The sequence below is a fragment of the Cytobacillus gottheilii genome (assembly GCF_900166665.1).
GTDB lineage: Bacteria > Bacillota > Bacilli > Bacillales > Cytobacillaceae > Cytobacillus > Cytobacillus gottheilii_A.
In genome coordinates this window covers 1,198,017-1,215,812 of record NZ_LT800494.1, presented here as the reverse complement: position 1 = coordinate 1,215,812, position 17,796 = coordinate 1,198,017, and the positions used below count along the sequence as shown (strand labels likewise).

General features: G+C 39.9%; 15 protein-coding genes. 2 read left to right on the top strand and 13 right to left on the bottom strand.

Annotated features, from left to right (window positions below; all coding sequences use genetic code 11):
- Positions 1–20: 20 nt before the first annotated feature.
- From B7E07_RS05940 to zapA, 9 genes are all read right to left on the bottom strand, one after another.
- Positions 21–794: an electron transfer flavoprotein subunit beta/FixA family protein gene (locus tag B7E07_RS05940; RefSeq protein ID WP_080844502.1), complete on the bottom strand. Its 774-nt coding sequence runs from the start codon at positions 792–794 to the stop codon at positions 21–23.
- Positions 795–928: 134 nt separating this feature from the next.
- Positions 929–1,702: an enoyl-CoA hydratase gene (locus B7E07_RS05935; RefSeq protein WP_080844501.1), complete on the bottom strand. Its 774-nt coding sequence runs from the start codon at positions 1,700–1,702 to the stop codon at positions 929–931.
- Between the two features lie 30 nt (positions 1,703–1,732).
- Positions 1,733–2,317 carry a TetR/AcrR family transcriptional regulator gene (locus B7E07_RS05930; RefSeq protein WP_080844500.1) on the bottom strand — a complete coding sequence of 195 codons (585 nt, stop codon included), beginning with the start codon at positions 2,315–2,317 and terminating at the stop codon, positions 1,733–1,735.
- Between the two features lie 336 nt (positions 2,318–2,653).
- On the bottom strand, positions 2,654–4,357 hold the full coding sequence (locus B7E07_RS05925) for a long-chain-fatty-acid--CoA ligase (RefSeq protein ID WP_080844499.1): 1,704 nt from the start codon (positions 4,355–4,357) through the stop codon (positions 2,654–2,656).
- Positions 4,358–4,677: 320 nt separating this feature from the next.
- Complete coding sequence (locus tag B7E07_RS05920) at positions 4,678–5,085, bottom strand: DUF350 domain-containing protein (protein WP_080844498.1); 408 nt, start codon at positions 5,083–5,085, stop codon at positions 4,678–4,680.
- A 15-nt stretch (positions 5,086–5,100) separates the two neighbouring features.
- Positions 5,101–7,458 carry an endonuclease MutS2 gene (locus B7E07_RS05915; protein ID WP_080844497.1) on the bottom strand — a complete coding sequence of 786 codons (2,358 nt, stop codon included), beginning with the start codon at positions 7,456–7,458 and terminating at the stop codon, positions 5,101–5,103.
- A gap of 83 nt (positions 7,459–7,541) precedes the next feature.
- Positions 7,542–9,260, bottom strand: coding sequence for a DNA polymerase/3'-5' exonuclease PolX (gene polX / locus B7E07_RS05910; RefSeq protein WP_080844496.1), 1,719 nt, complete (start codon positions 9,258–9,260; stop codon positions 7,542–7,544).
- A 122-nt stretch (positions 9,261–9,382) separates the two neighbouring features.
- The gene (locus B7E07_RS05905) at positions 9,383–9,925 is read right to left on the bottom strand and encodes a CvpA family protein (RefSeq protein ID WP_080844495.1); all 543 of its coding nucleotides are present in this window, start codon (positions 9,923–9,925) and stop codon (positions 9,383–9,385) included.
- Positions 9,926–9,933: 8 nt separating this feature from the next.
- Positions 9,934–10,185, bottom strand: a complete 252-nt coding sequence (gene zapA / locus B7E07_RS05900) for a cell division protein ZapA (protein WP_066443082.1) — start codon at positions 10,183–10,185, stop codon at positions 9,934–9,936.
- A gap of 128 nt (positions 10,186–10,313) precedes the next feature.
- On the opposite strand from zapA, the gene rnhC reads away from it, so the two are divergent.
- A complete protein-coding gene (gene rnhC, locus B7E07_RS05895) occupies positions 10,314–11,252 on the top strand; it encodes a ribonuclease HIII (protein ID WP_080844494.1) in 939 nt (312 codons plus the stop codon).
- A 213-nt stretch (positions 11,253–11,465) separates the two neighbouring features.
- Here rnhC and B7E07_RS05890 read toward each other — a convergent pair whose 3' ends face one another.
- Positions 11,466–12,254: an SDR family oxidoreductase gene (locus tag B7E07_RS05890; RefSeq protein WP_080844493.1), complete on the bottom strand. Its 789-nt coding sequence runs from the start codon at positions 12,252–12,254 to the stop codon at positions 11,466–11,468.
- 157 nt (positions 12,255–12,411) lie between these two features.
- Here B7E07_RS05890 and B7E07_RS05885 point away from each other — a divergent pair, with 157 nt between their 5' ends.
- The gene (locus tag B7E07_RS05885) at positions 12,412–13,785 is read left to right on the top strand and encodes a VWA domain-containing protein (RefSeq protein ID WP_080844492.1); all 1,374 of its coding nucleotides are present in this window, start codon (positions 12,412–12,414) and stop codon (positions 13,783–13,785) included.
- A 157-nt stretch (positions 13,786–13,942) separates the two neighbouring features.
- On the opposite strand, the gene B7E07_RS05880 is transcribed toward B7E07_RS05885, so the two are convergent.
- Genes B7E07_RS05880 through B7E07_RS05870 form a run of 3 tightly spaced genes read right to left on the bottom strand, consistent with a single transcriptional unit; the run spans position 13,943 to position 17,729 of the window.
- A complete protein-coding gene (locus B7E07_RS05880) occupies positions 13,943–14,482 on the bottom strand; it encodes a 4Fe-4S dicluster domain-containing protein (RefSeq protein ID WP_080844491.1) in 540 nt (179 codons plus the stop codon).
- Positions 14,475–16,493 (bottom strand): molybdopterin-dependent oxidoreductase, encoded by a 2,019-nt coding sequence (locus B7E07_RS05875; RefSeq protein WP_080844490.1) that lies wholly within the window; start codon positions 16,491–16,493, stop codon positions 14,475–14,477. The genes B7E07_RS05880 and B7E07_RS05875 overlap by 8 nt, the downstream gene beginning before the upstream one ends.
- Positions 16,494–16,511: 18 nt before the next feature.
- The gene (locus tag B7E07_RS05870; protein WP_080844489.1) at positions 16,512–17,729 is read right to left on the bottom strand and encodes a PucR family transcriptional regulator; all 1,218 of its coding nucleotides are present in this window, start codon (positions 17,727–17,729) and stop codon (positions 16,512–16,514) included.
- Between the last annotated feature and the right edge of the window lie 67 nt (positions 17,730–17,796).

Below are 17,796 nucleotides of genomic sequence, written 5' to 3'. Positions count from 1 at the left end.
TTTTATTTTTAGCCTTTTAATTAAACAACCTTCGCTTCATTATGAAGATGCTTTACCAGCTCTTGCACTTGATCCTGCAGCTCACCTTCAAGAATTTTGCCTGCTTCTTTTTTAGGCGGTAAATACACTTCAATCGTTTTTGTTTTTGCTTCAACATCGTCCTCATCTAGATCTAAATCATCCAGTTCCAGTTCATCAAGAGGCTTCTTCTTTGCTTTCATGATTCCCGGCAGTGACGGATAGCGCGGTTCATTCAAACCTTGCTGAGCTGTGACCAATAATGGAAGGGATGTTTCAATCACTTCGGAATCTCCTTCAACGTCTCGGACAATGCTTACATTTGTACCATTAATGTCAAGCTTTGTGATGGTTGTGATGTACGGAATATCCAGAAGGTCAGCCACTCTTGGTCCAACCTGACCAGAACCGCCGTCGATTGCAACATTTCCTGCTAAAATTAAATCAGCTTCCTTATCTTTTAAAAATTCAGCTAATATTTTGGATGTTGTAAACTGATCTCCTTCTTCAAGATCGTCTTCTGTATTGATCAAAACCGCTTTATCCGCTCCCATCGCAAGCGCAGTCCGGAGCTGCTTTTCCGCTTCCTCACTGCCGACAGAAACAACCGTCACTTCTCCGCCATGTGCATCGCGGACTTGGATCGCTTCCTCCACTGCATATTCATCGTAAGGATTGATAATAAATTCAGCACCATCTTCATTTATTTTCCCGGATGAAATAGTAATTTTTTCCTCAGTATCAAACGTTCTTTTTAATAAAACATAGATGTTCATAATGTCCCTCCTAAATTATTAAATCATTGCTTTACTTCTAAAGATTCTGAAATTTTATCTTAAATGAAACTGAAGGTTCCTGAGCAAACGCTCACCTTCAGTCATCATTTTTCACTATGGAAGATTGTTTCCCTTTACTTACCAGTGAAGTTAGGGTCACGCTTTTCGATAAAAGCCGCTATCCCCTCTTTGCCATCGTTTGAAGCAAATACTTCACCAAACAGCTCAGCCTCTTTCTTAACGCCTTCATAAAACTGATCTGATTTTGTATAATTTAACAATTCAATCGTCGCCTTAATGGAAATCGGACTCTTCTTGGCAATTTTCTTCGCTAAATTATAAGCATTTTCCAGCAGTTCAGCTTCTGGGTATGCATGGTTAGCCAGGCCGTATTTAACTGCTTCAAGACCCGTAATTGGATCGCTTGTAAAGAGCATTTCGGCTGCTCTTGCTCTGCCGACAAGATGCGGCAGTCTCTGGGTGCCTGCAAAGCCAGGTATTAATCCTAGCTGTAATTCAGGAAGTCCGAGTTTCGCATTTTCAGAAACGAGGCGGAAGTGGCAGCCCATAGCGAGCTCCAGCCCACCGCCTAATGCTGCTCCATGAATGGCTGCAATTAAAGGCTTCGGAAATCTTTCCATCTTCTCAAATAGATCCTGGCCATATTGGCCAAGCTTTTCAAACTCACTTCCGCTAGTGATCGATGTAAACTCTTTAATATCAGCTCCAGCAGAGAAGAACCTTCCTTCTCCGTGAATCAATACAACACGGATGTCCTCTACTTTCTCAATTTCATCCAATACAGATGAGAATTCTTTTAGAACGTGTGATGAAAGTGCATTTGCTGGTGCTCTGTCGATCGTAATAGTTGCAACATGATCTTGGTAACTCCATTTTAAGTATTCCACTGGTTCATTCACCTCTCTAATTATAGATGGTCAATCCGCCTTGCATCCGTTGATCAGCAGCTGATGTACAGATGGCGCCAAGGATGGAAGATCGTACTTCTGATCATTCATCACCCAAGTTGTCACCACTTCATCCATTGTTCCAAATATCATTTGCCGTGCAAGTCTTGTTTCCAGGTTTGCTGAAAACTCTCCGTTTTCTTTTCCTTCAAACAAAATTTTGTCAACAAGTGATAAGTAGCCCTTCAACACCTCATTGATCTTTAGACGAAGCTCCTTATTAGATTGTCTAAGTTCTAACTGTGTTACAATGGCAAGATGCCGATCTTGAGAAAGCATGGTGAAATGGGATTCGACCATTACTAATAACTTCTCTACAGCCTGTTCTTTTCCTGCAATCTGCTCTTCGATTCTTTCAATAAAATGCCCCATTTTATCTTGAAAGAGAGAGATTAAAATATCTTCTTTATTCTTAAAATATAAGTATATCGTTCCATCTGCGACACCAGCCTGCTTCGCGATTTTGGAAACCTGTGCCTGGTGGTAGCCGTTTTCCGCAATGACCACTACGGCAGCATCGATGATTTGCCGATATTTCGGTTTATCTTTTTTCAATCCTTTTCCCTCCCTTCAAGATAAATCGTACATCTTATCTCGTGATCCTTTTCTTTCTATAGGTACAGCTTCTGCATTCCGCAAATGAGCTGTTAAATGTAATGCTGAACACAAGGAAAGATTTTATGAATGAATGATCATTCATAATTTAATAATAGTTATAGAAGGTTATATTGTCAAGAAAATAACCACAATTTTCTTCTACTCTATTATGACATTTTTAAAGAATGATGGACAAGCCTTGTTTTCCAAAAAAGAAGAGCCGAATATTCCGGTCCTATTAATGAGAGCCGTATTATTTTATCTAGTCTTTGGAGCTTATGCCTTTTATCCCCTTTATGCCTGCTTCTCTTCACTGTCGTTAAACTTCTTTTTCTCTTCATCTATTAATGCTCTTCGAAGAATTTTCCCTACTGCTGTCTTAGGCAATTCTTCTCGGAACTCATACACTCTTGGCACTTTAAAGGCCGCTAGATGTTTGCGAACAAACCCATTTAAGTCTTCTTCACTTACTTCATGTCCATCCTTTAGTACAATATAGGCTTTAACGGTTTCTCCTCGGTACGGATCCGGTATACCTGCTACTACAGCCTCTTGGACTGCCGGATGCTCGTATAACACTTCTTCAATTTCACGCGGGTAAATATTAAAGCCGCCAGCAATAATCATGTCTTTTTTACGATCGACAACATAAAAGTATCCTTGTTCATCCATATATCCAAGGTCACCTGTTAATAGCCAGCCATCTCTTAGCGTCTGCTCCGTATCCTCTGGACGGTTCCAATATCCTTTCATCACTTGTGGCCCGTAAACAGCGATTTCTCCAATTTCACCTGGCGGCAGTTTTTCGCCATTCTCCATTGAGAAAATAGCAGCATCTGTGTTTGGCCAAGGCACGCCAATGCTTCCTTTTATTCTTGGCATATCCCATAAGAAATTGGCATGAGTAACAGGAGATGATTCAGTCAGGCCATAGCCTTCAACTAATTTTCCGCCTGTAATATCCTCAAATTTCTGCTGAACCTCCACAGGGAGTGCAGCCGATCCGCTAATACAAGAGTCAATCGATGAGAGGTCATATTTTCCGATCTCAGGATGATTTAATAGGCCAATATAAATTGTTGGGGCACCAGGGAACAAAGTAGGTTTTTGCTTTTGAATGGTTTTTAGCGTATCTCCTGCATCAAACTTAGGCATTAACACCATTTTATTTCCTTCTAAAACAGATAGCAGCAGAACAGTGGTCATTCCATATACATGGAAGAAAGGCAAAATGCCAAGAACGGTCTCTTTTCCTCTTTCACATTTATACAGCCAGGCTCTGCACATTGCTGTGTTTGCGACTAAATTTCTATGAGTCAGCATGACCCCTTTAGGGAAACCGGTTGTTCCGCCTGTATATTGCAAAAGAGCCAAATCATTCTCAAAGTCAATCTCATGTTCACATACAGGTAAAGAGGGCAGCTTTGCAATCTCTGTCCATAAATGATGGTTTCCTTCATGCTTTACATTTACAACAATGCCGTATTGTTTCTTTTGGATAAACGGATAAATAAGGTTTTTCGGAAATGGAAGTGCATCTTTGATAGCGGTTACAATAATATGCTGAACATCTGTCTGCTGCTTCACTTTAGACACACGCGGAAATAAAATATCCATTGTAATAATCGCCTTTGCTCCTGAATCCTTGAGCTGATAGGCTAATTCTCTTTCCATATAAAGCGGATTTGTAGGCACAACAATACCGCCTGCCATTAAAATTCCATAATAGCTGATAACGGACTGTGGTGTATTCGGCAGCATGATTGCTACACGATCGTCTTTTTCAATTCCAATGGACTGCAGATACCCGGCAAGCTTAAGTGAAGCCTCATAAATGTATGAGTAAGTGAATTCCTTTCCCATAAAATGAACGGCCGTTTTTTCGGGAAATTCTGCAGCTGTATTTTTCAGAAAATCCTGAACAGGCTGGTTTTCATATGTCAGTTCTCTAGGAATCTCTTCAGGATAAAGGTTAAGCCATGGCTTATGATCTGTCATACGGGAACCCCTTTCTATAAGTATTTTGAACATTCTAACTGTTCTTACCTCATTATAATATACTGCTGTAAACAAAACAATTAGAATAAACGAAGCTAATACGAGGGTACATGCTTCAGCCGTTTAAGCCGAATAAGCAGGAAGTGCAACTTACCACAGGTTATACGTACAGTCAAAAAAAAGAATTGCCCAAATGCGAGCAATTCTTTTCGTTTTTGCTTTTATGCAATGAAAAATATATATACAATTCCAACTAGCACAAATAGGGCACTAACGACGATTAATACTTTTGCAAGCTTCTCCATTTTCCCCTGCTCCCTCTATGCAATACTTGCTCCAATGACAAATGACAGGCCAATGGAAATGACCATCGAAATAAAACCAACTGCTTTATTATTGTTTTTAATTTCGTCATCAACATTAAATTTAGGTGTTAGAAACTCAAAGATAAAATAGGCTACTACTAAAAGGAAAAAACCAAAAACTCCCCAAATAATCATGGTGAACAGTGTGTCGTTATGCATGATGGAGTGTCTGAATACATTTGCAATCCCGAATATTTTCCCGCCAGTTGCCATTGCAACAGAAATATTGCCATTTTTTATCTCTTCCCAGTTTCTGTACTTTGTTACAAGCTCAAATACAGCTAAAAAGACAATCATACAAAGAATGACAACGCTATAGTAGGCAGCGGTTTGGATAAATTCATTTTCCCAAAAACCTTCCATATTCTACTCCCCTCCTTATTTAAATTCTACGACGGTCACACCTGTACCGCCCTCTCCCGCTTCTCCAAAGCGAATTTTCTTAACCGAACGATGGTTGCGTAAATACTCCTGCACACCCTGTCGCAAGGCACCAGTTCCTTTTCCATGAATGATCGATACACGCGGATAGTTTGCAAGAAGCGCATCGTCTATATATTTTTCTACGCGCATGAGTGCATTTTCATATCGTTCTCCGCGAAGATCAAGCTCTAAGCTGACATGATAATCTTTGCCTTTTACGGTAGCAAGCGGCTTGGTTTCAGCCTGCTTTGGACTTTTAATGAATTCTAAGTCTTTTTCTTCTACTTTCATTTTCAGGATCCCAATTTGAACATGCCATTCGTTTTCACCTGATTTCTCAAGCAGCTGACCTTTTTGACCAAATGTTAACACCTTGACCTCATCACCAGGTTTTAAGGTTCTTTTGCCGTCAGCATTTCTATCTGGACTTTGTTTCTTTTTAAGTACAGGAGCCGCTTCTGACAGGCGCTTCTTCGCTTCAATTAATTCGTGTTCCTTGACTTCCGCTTGCTTTTCTATTTGCATTTTCCGCAAATCATGAATGATCTGCTCTGCTTCCTGCTTCGCTTTTTCAACAATCTCATTTGCTTTTATTGCAGACTTTTCGTAAAGAGTTTCTTTCTTCGTATAATATTCAGCCATCTGCTTTTGAAGATCCTTATGCAGCCGATCTGCATCTTTGAGCAATTCATTGGCCTCTTCACGATCGGTTTCTGCTTGTTTGCGGCTTTCCTCCAATGATGCAATCATATTTTCCACTTGGTTGCTGTCTGCACTAATATACGACTTTGCCACATTTATAACGTCTTCTTTTAAGCCAAGCCGTTTGGAAATTTCAAAAGCATTGCTTCGGCCAGGAACACCAATCAGCAGTTTATAGGTCGGACTTAATGTTTCAATATCAAATTCGACACTGGCATTAATGACACCTTCCCGGTTGTAGCCATATGCCTTTAATTCAGGATAATGGGTTGTCGCAATGACACGGGTTCCGCGTTTATTCACTTCATCCAAAATGGAAATCGCTAAAGCAGCACCTTCCTGCGGATCTGTGCCTGCACCTAGCTCATCGAATAAAACAAGACTGTTGTATTGAGCCTTTTCAAGAATATCGACAATATTAACCATATGAGATGAAAATGTACTTAAACTCTGTTCAATGGACTGCTCGTCCCCAATATCTGCATAAACGGCATCAAAAACAGCAATTTCAGATCCATCAAGAGCAGGAATTTGCAGACCTGCTTGGGCCATTAATGTACACAATCCTACTGTTTTGAGTGTGACCGTTTTTCCGCCTGTGTTTGGTCCAGTTATCACGATAGAGGTGTAGGTATCGCCAATGGAAATGTCATTGGCAACCACCTCATCTATTGGGATGAGCGGATGCCGTGCTTTAAAGAGCGAAATTCTGCCCTCATCATTTACTTTCGGCTTTGAGCCTTTTATCTTCTTAGCATATCTTGCTTTTGCAAACATGAAATCAATCTGAGCAAGTACATCTACAATTACTTCAAGCTCAGCTTTAAATTCGCTTGTGTATGCTGATAAAGCAATTAAGATCTTTTCAATTTCCTGCTGTTCTTTTACTTTAATACTCTGCAATTCATTGTTTAATTGCACAACAGATTGAGGCTCAATAAATAATGTTTGTCCGGATGAACTTTGATCATGAATGATTCCGCCGTAATTGCCTCTATATTCTTGCTTTACAGGAATAACAAAGCGGTCATTCCTGATCGTAATGATGGCATCGGAAAGCATCTTTTGGGCATTAGAAGACCTGATCATACTTTCAAGTCTTTCGCGCACCCGCGCTTCTCTAGTACGAATCTGAACACGAAGCGATCTTAGTGTTTCACTTGCACTATCCAGTACCTCACCATTTTCATCAATTGCATTTCGGATAGAGGTTTCCAAATCTGCTAATACAATAATTTCTTCCGAATAAGCTGTTAAGATGGGAATGTCATTTTCTTCTTCTGAGAACTCTTGAATAAACCGTTTCATTTGCCTGCTGGCATGCACGGTTGATGCCACTTGCATAAGTTCCTGCGGACTAAGCATTCCTCCAATTACTGCACGCTTGGCATGCGGCTTTATATCAAAAATTCCGCCTAAAGGGATATTGCCTTTAATCCTTAGTACTGTTGCCGCTTCATCTGTTTCCTCCTGAAGACGCACAACCGTTTCATAGTCAGTAGAAGGCTGGATTCTTTCTGCTTTTCTTCTGCCCACCTCAGATGCAACATAATCAAGCAGCTGATCTTTAACTTTATTAAATTCTAAAACCTTTAAAGCCCGTTCTTGCATAATTCCCCCTCCTTCGAGGATAAGTTTAGAAAAGTGGAAATTCGTTTACTGCAGAATTTCCTCGCCTTTCTAGATTCAAAATATCAATTGTTATTTTTTAAGTAGTCCAATAAATCCTGTGTTTTCATTGCATTTAATACGGATGCTGGCTGCACCCACCCTTTTTTCGCTGCAGATACACCTATTTCCATGTGAGATAGTGTATCAATTTTATGTGCATCGGTATTTATAACGATCTTGACACCCGCTTCCTGTGCCTTTTTAATATGCTCTGCAGCAAGGTCAAGTCTGTTTGGATTGGCATTCAATTCGAGTGCCGTATTCGTTTCTTTAGCTAATTGAATTAATAAATCGATGTCTACTTCATAGCCTTCGCGTTTCCCTATCAGCCTGCCTGTTGGATGGGCAATAATGTCTACATGTGCATTATGGAGAGCCGTTTTTAGCCTGTCCATTATTTTTTCTTTTGGCTGTGAGAAGGATGAGTGTATGGACGCTATAACAATATCCATTTCAGCAAGCAGTTCATCATCATAATCAAGTGATCCGTCCGGCAGGATATCCATTTCAACTCCAGCTAAAATCGTGATATCCTCATACTTATCATTCAGCCTGTTAATTTCTTCTCTTTGCTGGCGCAATCGTTCTGGTGTCAGACCGTTTGCTACCTTCAGATAATGTGAATGATCCGTAATGGCCATATATTGATAGCCGCGCTTTCGGCATGCATCTATCATTTCTTCTATTGTAAACGCTCCATCGCTCCACGTCGAATGCATATGAAGATCGCCTTTAATGTCTTCAAGCGAAATTAACTTCGTATCTTTTGTATACAAGTCAATCTCCTTGCCATCTTCACGAATTTCGGGAGGAAAATGAGGCAAGTTAAAATGTGCATAAAACTCTTCTTCTGAAGAAAATGTTTTTATTTCTCCAGTCTCAACATTTCCCACTCCATATTCACTGATCTTTTCTCCGCGCTCCTTAGCAAGCTGCCTCATTCTTACATTATGATCCTTGGATCCAGTGAAGTGATGGAGGGTTGTAGCAAATTCACTTGGTGCAACTATACGGAAATCACAGGAAACATCATATCGATGCTCAAACACAACAGAAACCTTCGTTTCTCCCGCAGCGATTATTTCTTTAATAGATGGCAGACCGAGAAGCTTTTCCTTTACGGCTGTCCGATCATCAGCTGCAATGATAAAATCAAGGTCTTTAACGGTTTCACGCATTCTTCTTAGGCTGCCGGCTCTAGAGAACCGCAATACTTCTGGAATTTGGCCTAGTGCATCCTCTATTGCTTCTGCAACAGGAAGCATATATGCAAGCGGCAGCCGATCTGGCTGTGTACCGGCATTTAACAAAGCTGCCAGTATCTTTTCCTCTGTCTTCGCTCCAAATCCAGCCAAGCCCTGTACACGTTTTTCCTTACATGCCTGCTCTAATTCTTGTGCATCTGTTATTCCCAGCTCTTTATGGAGCTTTGCTATTTTTTTACCGCCCAAGCCTTGAATATGCAGCAAAGGTATTAAGCCAGGCGGCACCTGGTCCTTTAGATCAGTGAGTACAGAAGATGTTCCTTCCTGTACATACTCTTCTATAACAGCTGCCGTACCTTTTCCAATGCCAGGGAGACTCGTATAATCTGTCATTTCAGATAAACTTAAGTCGCTATTTTCCAAGGCAATAGCAGCCTTCCTAAAAGCTCCCGTCTTAAATGGATTTTCTCCTTTTAATTCCATATATACCGCAATCGTTTCCAGTAATTTTATTACGTCTTTTTTATTTATGGTCATCCTACACACCTGCCCATTTTGATCCTGTTTATTTAGTGTTTCCTAATATTTAAAATGTACATCCTTAGTGATTATAACATTTCATCCATAGTCAAAAAGAAAACTTCTCTTTTAAAGAGAAGTTAGGCTGCCATATATTCAATCCACATATCCTTAATTGTTTCTGATAATACAGGTGTATGATTTACGATCAGATCCACCATAAAGGAATCATTAAAGTATGTCTGCATTCCCGCAATTGGTACTAATGCGGCTATGTATAATATAATAAACATGATAAGATAAACTTCTATAAAGCCTAATATGCCTCCTGCCCATACATTAAGCTGTTTGATAATCGGCAAGCTTGCAACAAAATCGAGCATGCTTCCAATGATCTGCAAGAGCACTTTTACAGCAAAAAATATGATGGCAAAGGCAATTGCTCGATAGTAAGCATCTTCTAAATTTTCATTGGCAAAAAACATTTGTATGGTTGAATCACTGCCGAAATTGGGATAAGGCACCCATAATGTCAGCTTTTCAGAAAGAGGTTCATAATACATTCTAGCTACGATAAAAGCAATTATGAAGCCAGTTAAGTGAATCAGCTGCAGGATAAAGCCGCGCTTTAATCCTACTAAAAAACCAAATAGTAATATAACTATAATAAAAAGATCAAGCATGATGCTTTTCAGTCCTTTACTCTTTTTAATTCATCCTCAAGCCGCTCTTTCAGCTTTAAATAATCATTTACAGCATTTACAGCAGTGAGGACAGCTAATTTATTCGTATCGAGTGAAGGATTCTTAGAGCTTATCTCACGCATTTTATCATCTACGATTGATGCAACAAGCCGGATGTGACTGGAGTTTTCAGTGCCGACAATTACATATTGCTGCCCATATATATCTACACTAGTGCGATTTTTTTCCGTATTTGACAACCTATGAACCTCCATTCAAAAGAATCCTAATCAATATCATAACACGAACGTATAATTTGTGGGAAGTCAAAGCATGTCAAAAAAGCACAGATACTGTAAATTCAGAGATTTTTGAAGGAGTTAATAAAATGAGTCATGTTGTACTGTTAAAGAGTTTACCTGAAATTAAAGAGATGCAAGCTCATTATGAGCCATTCTCGACAGGAAAAGTTCCTCCTGGAGGGTTATTTGCTGCTAAGGCAAACAATTGCTCAATTACAGCTTATAAATCTGGAAAGGTTCTTTTTCAAGGAGCCGGGGCAGCATCTGAATCTGCCAGGTGGGGGGGAGAAACAGCTAAACCTAAGCAAAAAAAGGAAAGTAAAAATGCTGCTGCCAACTTGCCAGAGAATATTAGCAGCCTGTCCTGTATAGGATCCGATGAGGTAGGAACAGGAGACTTTTTTGGCCCAATTACGGTCGTTGCCGCTTATGTCAGTCAAACCAATCTTCCACTGCTGAAAGAGCTTGGCGTTCGCGATTCCAAAAACTTAAATGACGAGAAGATTATCAGCATTGCCAAACAAATTAAAGAAGTGATTCCATACAGTCTCTTAACCTTGCATAATGATAAATACAACAAACTGCAAATGTCAGGGATGTCGCAGGGAAAAATAAAGGCTCTCTTACATAACCAAGCCATTGGCCATCTGCTGGAAAAAATTGCTCCAGAACAGCCGGAAATCATTTTAATTGACCAGTTTGCACAAAAGGATGTTTATTACCAATATTTAAAAAGTCAGCCTAAGGTGCATCGGGATCGGGTTTATTTCAGTACAAAAGCTGAAAGTGTTCACCTTGCTGTCGCAGCGGCTTCCATTCTTGCACGTTATGCATTTGTAAAACATTTCGACAAACTGGCAAAAGAAGCCGGATTTCCCTTAACCAAAGGAGCTGGCGGCAAAGTAGACGAAGCCGGAGCCCGCTTAATCCATGAAAAAGGGATAAATGCACTTCCTCATTTTGTGAAGCTGCATTTTGCCAATACGGAGAAATCAAAGAAACTTTATAGGAAGAAATATATGTAATGGTCTTATCTTGAGGCTGGGACAAAACGAAATTAATATTTCTAAAATACGAACAAGTCCGTTCCATTTCACTCATGTTTATAAAATATATACTAAAATCATAAAAAAACCGAATGATTAGAAAGATAACTTCCTAACCATTCGGTTCTATGCTTGTGTTAAAATACTTATGTCCAAGCCTCAACTTTTTTTAGAAAATCTGAAATAAATTCTTTAAATCTCCATTTCCCACTGTTTCTTTTCCGTTTCCTTCATTTGTTTTTCCGTTTCAGGCGGATAGGCAGTTCGGACCTTATGATGGTCAGACGGAATCAGTTCGACCATTACCTCAATCATTTCTTTAGGGTCGTATTGATTTTCTAAGCCTTTTTCCTTTTCTTTCATATCTTCCCCACTTGTAAAGTGGACTTCGTCATCAAACCATTTCCATTTTTCTTCAGCTGCCCGGTCATTAAATCCAGTATTGTACGGTCCTGGATTAATCGTTGCCACTTTTACGCCATGAGGCTCAAGCTCCTGTTTTAGTGTTAAGGCCATCGCCTCTATTGCATGCTTGGTTGACGCATAAGGACCGCCGTATGCCGTTTTCATAATACCTGCCATCGAGCTTAAAAGGAATATCTTTCCGCTCCCTTTTTCAACAAGTTTCCTCGCTGCGTACTGAACCGATTCAAGTGTCGCAAAGACGTTCACTTCAAAGATGGCTCTAAAGCGCTCCATTGGAATTTCACTCAGCGGCCCGCCTTCATTGATAGCGGCATTTGCTACAAAAATATCAAAATCGTATTCATCTATTTGGATTAAATCGATGGGATTGGTAATATCCAATTTAAAAACTTCTAAGTTAGTGAGCCCAAGTTCTTCAGCTTCTCTGAGTACACTCGTTTTCTGTGAAGTTGTTTCAGTTGCAGCAATCACTTTATGGCCATTCTTAGCCAATCCAAAAGCAGTTCCTCTTCCCAAACCAGAACCTGCACCGGTTATCATTATGGTCTTTTTCATGAAACCATCTCCTTTATTGCGTGTATATATTCTCTTGTTCCCACTCTTTCCAGCCATAAACCTCACTTAATAGGCTGGGATGTGTATATGGTAAAATTGTACAAAACGAATGCATATTTTGTATAATTTTATAGAAAAAACAATTCAGGAGGCGCATATGAAGCATTTAATTCGCGGAGAAAAAGTTAAACTATCAGATTTCACAACTGAAACGCTGATTGAGGTAGAGGTAGAACTTCACTCTCATGCCGAAATTGATATCACCTGTTTTGGACTAAATGAAAATAAGAAACTTGCAGATGATCGGTATATGATTTTTTATAATCAAAACGCTTCCCCTGCACAAGAAATTCAGCTGCTGAATCATCAAAGCGGCATGGGGCATTTTCGGATTGATCTATCGGGGCTTCCAGCAACAGTTCAAAACCTTGTTTTCACAGCCACCATTGATGGCGATGAAGCAATGGGATCCATACAGAGCGGCAGTCTGCTAATTAAATCAGGAGGACAAGCCATTCTAAGCTATTCATTTAGCGGCCAGGATTTTCAAAATGAGAAGGCCATTATCATCTCGGAAATCTATCATAAAAGTGTGTGGAGAGCAGCTTCTGTTGGAAGAGGTTTTGACGGCGGCTTAGCAGCATTATTAAAGGATTTCGGCGGAGAAGTGGCAGAGGAGCAAGAACAGCCAACACCATCTGTTCCAACGCAGCCAGCTTCAGAAACCCCTCCAGTTCTGACCAAAAAAATCATGCTCGAAAAGAAAATGGCAGAACAAGCTCCTAAACTACTAGATTTATCAAAAAAAGCAAAAGTGTCTTTAGAGAAAGCAGGATTGCACGACCACCAGGCAAAGGTGGCATTATGCCTCGATATTTCGGGCTCCATGCACAGCCTGTACCGTTCCGGAAAAATACAGGAATTTGCTGAAAGAATCCTTGCATTAGGGACACGTTTTGATGATGATGGCACCATTGATATTTTCTTATTTGGAGCAAATGCACACGATGCAGGAGAACTGTCTGTCGATAATTTCAGTGGATTCGTTAACAACCTTATTAAAAAATATCCTCTTGAAGGAGGCACCTATTACGGAAAAGCTATGAAGACTATACGTGAGCATTACTTCGGTTCTGCCTCTAAAAGAAATTCACCGTATGCAAGCAAGGTTCCTGTTTATGTCATGTTTGTAACGGATGGAGCGACATTTGATGAAAGTTCAACAATCAGCCATATTCAAAACGCTTCCTATGAACCATTGTTCTGGCAATTCATGGCTATAGGAAAAGCCAATAAAGGGACCAAAAAACGCGGCTTTTTCAGCAGTGTGTTTCAATCAGATTTTACCTTCTTAGAAAAGCTTGATGACTTAAAAGGAAGATATATAGATAACGCTGATTTCTTCAGTGTTGAAGATCCCGGGCTCATCTCTGATGGCGAATTATATGACTTGCTCATGCAGGAATACCCTCAATGGGTAAGGGAAGCAAAACAAAAAGGATTAATCGCTCAAGCGCAGTACCATTTCTAATCATTTGGTTGTTTCATAGATTGCAGAGAATAATCAGCAATCGTTTCAGTTTGTTCTATAAGTCCAATATTAGATGGAATTGGTGCAAAAATGCTTGGAGCATGTTGCCCAAGCATTATTTGCACTAATTTTTAAAAAATAAGCGGACGAATTTCGTTTATTTTAGGAAATACCTCTTCCTTTCTTTCTCTGGTAAAAATACAATGGATGGATTTGTCAGTCTCGTATCAGGAAAACCCAACGTTGTTTCTAATCCGTTTACATAGCAGAACGTGTTTAGATCTTTAAGTGCTAATGCTTCTGTCGGGCAAGCCTCCACACAAGCAGGCTGCAAACCCTGGTCTATACGGCTATGGCACATTTGGCATTTACTTACTTTATGAGTCATGCGATCAAACTGCGGAGCTTCATACGGACACGCAGTGATACAGAGCCCGCAGCCGCTGCAGCGCTCAGAGTGAATTTCTACAATCCCGTCCATTCTCTTTGTAAATGCATGCTCCGGACAAACTCTAAAACATTCCGGACTGCTGCAATGATTGCATGATAGTGATAAAAAGCTGCCATTATCTTGTTTTGTTACTTTCCGCCATCGTACAGTTCCATCGGTATGATTTTCGTTTCTGCAAGCAACTTCACATGTTTTACAGCCAATGCATAAATCAATATTAAATACAAAACCAAGCTGCTTAACCACCTGCACTCACCACTTTTTTCCGAATGTTCACTTTGCTGTCGTAAAAATGAGTACTTGTTTCCTGACACTGGTCATTTCCTTGATGAACAATGATCCAATTTATGGGTTTATTGCCCCCCTGCTTGACAAGTACAATGTACTTCGACAAATGGGCATTTACCATGACTTTTGCTTCCACCCATCCATACTCATTATAAATTTCAATACTGTCTTCTGACTTTAATCCATTCTTCTCAGCTGCAAAGGAAGAAATTTCAGCTACGACATCATGTTCGTATTCATCTGCTTGAGTCAGCCATGACAGCTGCTCGTATTGCGAATGTATTTTTAAAAGCGATTGTGGAGTGATCATCTGGAACGGAAATAATAGGCTTTCTTCCTGTTCACTTACATCTTTTAAAAAAGCACTAACATCAGGAATATAAAAGTGAAACTTTTCCTTAGAGGGAGTTTCCTCTAGCTTTTTTTTCTGCGGTCCGCTCAGCAAGTCCTTATAGCTTTGAATACCATATAATTCTTGAATTTCCGGCGACAGCTCTTTCTGAATCCAATCTAATGGCTCGAGCACAGATGGAAATGTTGAAAATCCCGGTGATAATTCATTCAGCTTGTTTGTGAGTTCTCTTGTAATTTGCAGATCACTTTTTGATTCAAAATACCCTGTCAAGGATTGCTCATTAATAGAGATCCAATGATGCCAATAGCTTACTATTAAATCCAACTCTTCGAAATGGGCAGCTGCCGGAAGGACAATATCAGAAATCTCCGCTGTTTTGGTCATAAATAAATCAACCGTTACAATCAATTCAAGCTGCTGTATCAGCTTCAGCCATGACTGCAGATTATTATCCTGGGAGAAGGGATTCCGGGAAGCAATCCATAGAAATTTTAAAGGAGGGTCTGTAACCTCAATGGCACTTTGTGCAAAAGAATTGATATCTATTTCCCTGGATGAAGCAATACTTGAATGATTTTGTTCTGGGTAATTCAGAAGATGCAATGGAAAATGCTCGATATCATTATGAGCATAAAACAGCCTTCCCTTCTTCTTGTGGAGAATCCCGGCCAAGGCTGCAATGGTGCTTATAGCTTGAACGTTGTCGCCGCCTGTATTCGTTCTTTGCATGCCAAATCCAATCCATGTAACACTGGAGGCTGAATGGGTATACAATCTTGCAAGTTCCTCAATTCCCGATATAGGTGCACCTGTCAGCTCACTCACTTTGTCAGCATGGGGTATTTCTTCTATAACCCTTTTAAACTGAAGAAAATTGTTTGTGCACTCCTGAGCATAGGTTTCGTCAAAAAAAGACGACTCAGCTATACATTTAGCACCGAATAAAGCAAGAATCCCATCACTTCCCGGTTTAATTTGAATATAGAGGTCCGCCTTTGCTGCGGTTTCTGTGAAAAGTGGGTCAATGACAACAATCTTTGCACCTGCTCTTCTTGCCTGAAAAATATACTTCATTTGTGGAACATTTGTTACAGCAGGGTTCGCTCCCCAGATCACAATTAAATCAGCTTCTGCCATATCTTCAGGGCTGCTTTGTTCGTATTGCTTAAACCTCTCCTTAAGCGCTTCATTTCCAGTTGTCAGACAAAGGTTTCCTTTCGGTTTTGTATGTGGTCCGATACTGTTAAACATGGCTTCTGCTGCGTAGTGCAGCAGTCCAACATTGCCTGAGAATTTATTATAGCCGCTTGCTAAATTTGATCCATAACGCTCGTTCAATTCAATGATTTTATCAGCGATTATTGTATATGCCTGTTCCCAAGAGATTCTGTTCCAGTTTCCTGAGCCTCGCGGTGATTGCATAATCGGATATTTTAGCCGATTAGGATGATAAACGTATTGTGTAAAAGCAAATCCCTTCGCACATAAGCTGCCTTTCGTATAGCCATGCCGATCATCTCCAGCCACCTTTATGAGCTTCCCATTATTCACATAAGAAAGCATGCTGCAGGAGGCATAGCAATTACGCGGACAAGCATTTCGGAAAATTTTCATGCTGTACACCTTCCCTTTTTAGATTTTTCCAAGCTGCTTTATTTTTAAGGCGGCAATAATATTTAGCCTTATATTCATATCATCCAGCTTTTCATCAAGAATTTCTTCTATCTTTTTAAAGCGGTACCTTAACGTATTTCGGTGTACAAACATTTCTTCGGCAGTTTTAGTTAGATCAAATTGATTGGCTGCAAATACACTTAGGGAGCTCATTAAATCCGTTTCATATATCTGATCATAATTTTCCAGCACCCCGAGTGTATTCTCATAATACTCTTTTAAATCATGCAAATCGTGATTATATAAGATTCTTTCCAGACCAAGGCTGCTAAAAAAAGGGACAGCAATATTCAATAGCAACCCCAGTTCATACGCTACCTTTGCCTCCTGATAACTGCGGTAAATTTCTTCTGGTTGTATTCTTCTCCTTCCGATCCCCGCAGCAATTCTTTCACTGAGCTTATGAGACTGAGACAAGTTTGTGATTAACGTAACAAAATTCTTTATCTCTAATTGATGATCCGCCTCTCCCTCAGGAGATGAAGGATACATAAGAATGATTTCGCCTCTCTTTTTGATAGAAATCGGTCTTTGCTTGCGATCAAGCAGGGCTTTTTCAATCATATAGAACAACAAATCTATTAAATGCCGATCATCTGAAAAATAGTCAAAATCTTTTAAAGAGAAAACGATAGCCGTATGCGCCTGCTGAAAGTCCCAGCCCCAAATCTGTCCATACGATATAATATCTTCCCTCTTTTTGATGTTTCCATATAAAAGATCATATAGAAAGACTTCGCGAAGCCTTTGTCTGTCCTGCTTCATTTTTAATGTATTTTGAAGCTCTATGGAACATAAGGTAGACGTGTATTGAAGGATTCCTTTTAGTTCTAAAGGAGGTATTGATCCGTCAAGAACTGCAATCACATAACCCCGAACCCGCCCATCAACATGTATTTCCATACTTATCCCTTGGATGAGCTCTTCTCTAGCAGATAATACACACGGTACGGGGTCTGGCTCTTTAAGTTTTCTGCTATCTTTTGCTGTCTCAATGTATTCAATCTTTGTTCCTTCTTTATGCCAGGTAGACACGATTTGATTTAGGAGAGGATCGGCAATCAGAACAGGCACTGATATAATATCTGCTAATTCTTGTGCAATCCCTTCCATTCCCTTTTGTGAGGAGACTAATAATCTTTGCAAGTAGGATGGAACTGAAAAAATCATTTCCATTATATTCAATTCCTTTCTGAACTCGAAGTATCCATTACAATCATCTTATAAGAATAAACCTCTATTA